General features: G+C 53.8%; 1 pseudogene. It reads left to right on the top strand.

Annotation, left to right across the window (positions count from 1 at the left end):
• A pseudogene (locus tag UF05_RS08940) lies at positions 1 to 354 on the top strand (GGDEF domain-containing protein); the annotation flags it as partial.
• Between the last annotated feature and the right edge of the window lie 38 nt (positions 355 to 392).

The raw sequence follows: 392 nt of genomic DNA on the forward strand, positions 1-392 counted from the left end.
AAGAAAAAAATCGCTCAACGCAATAAAGAAAAGGTGGTGCTGTTGTGGGCTTACTACCGCGACAACGATGGTGGGGTCGGCAGCGAGCGTGACGGGACTCAGATCAACAAGGCCTCCAACGCGCCATTGTTTATTGTGCACGATGTAGGATTGGGTCATGGCGCGGTGGGCGGCGTGATTCAAAGCGGTTATCGCCAAGGTGATGAAGCGGCTAGATTACTAGAACAGGTGCTCGTCCACCCACAAGAACCATTACCTCCGGTGGTGAATGGCGAGTCTGAAATCAAGCTCGATTACCATCCGGTCGTGCGCTGGGGGTTGGGCGCAGAGCAAGGAACCTCGGCGGTATTTTTTCAGTAGCCGAGGCAATTTTCCGGGTGTTTCGCCAAAGA

Source organism: Vibrio sp. S457-15 (assembly GCF_000960545.1).
In the GTDB taxonomy this organism is placed as follows: Bacteria; Pseudomonadota; Gammaproteobacteria; order Enterobacterales; family Vibrionaceae; genus Vibrio; species Vibrio parahaemolyticus.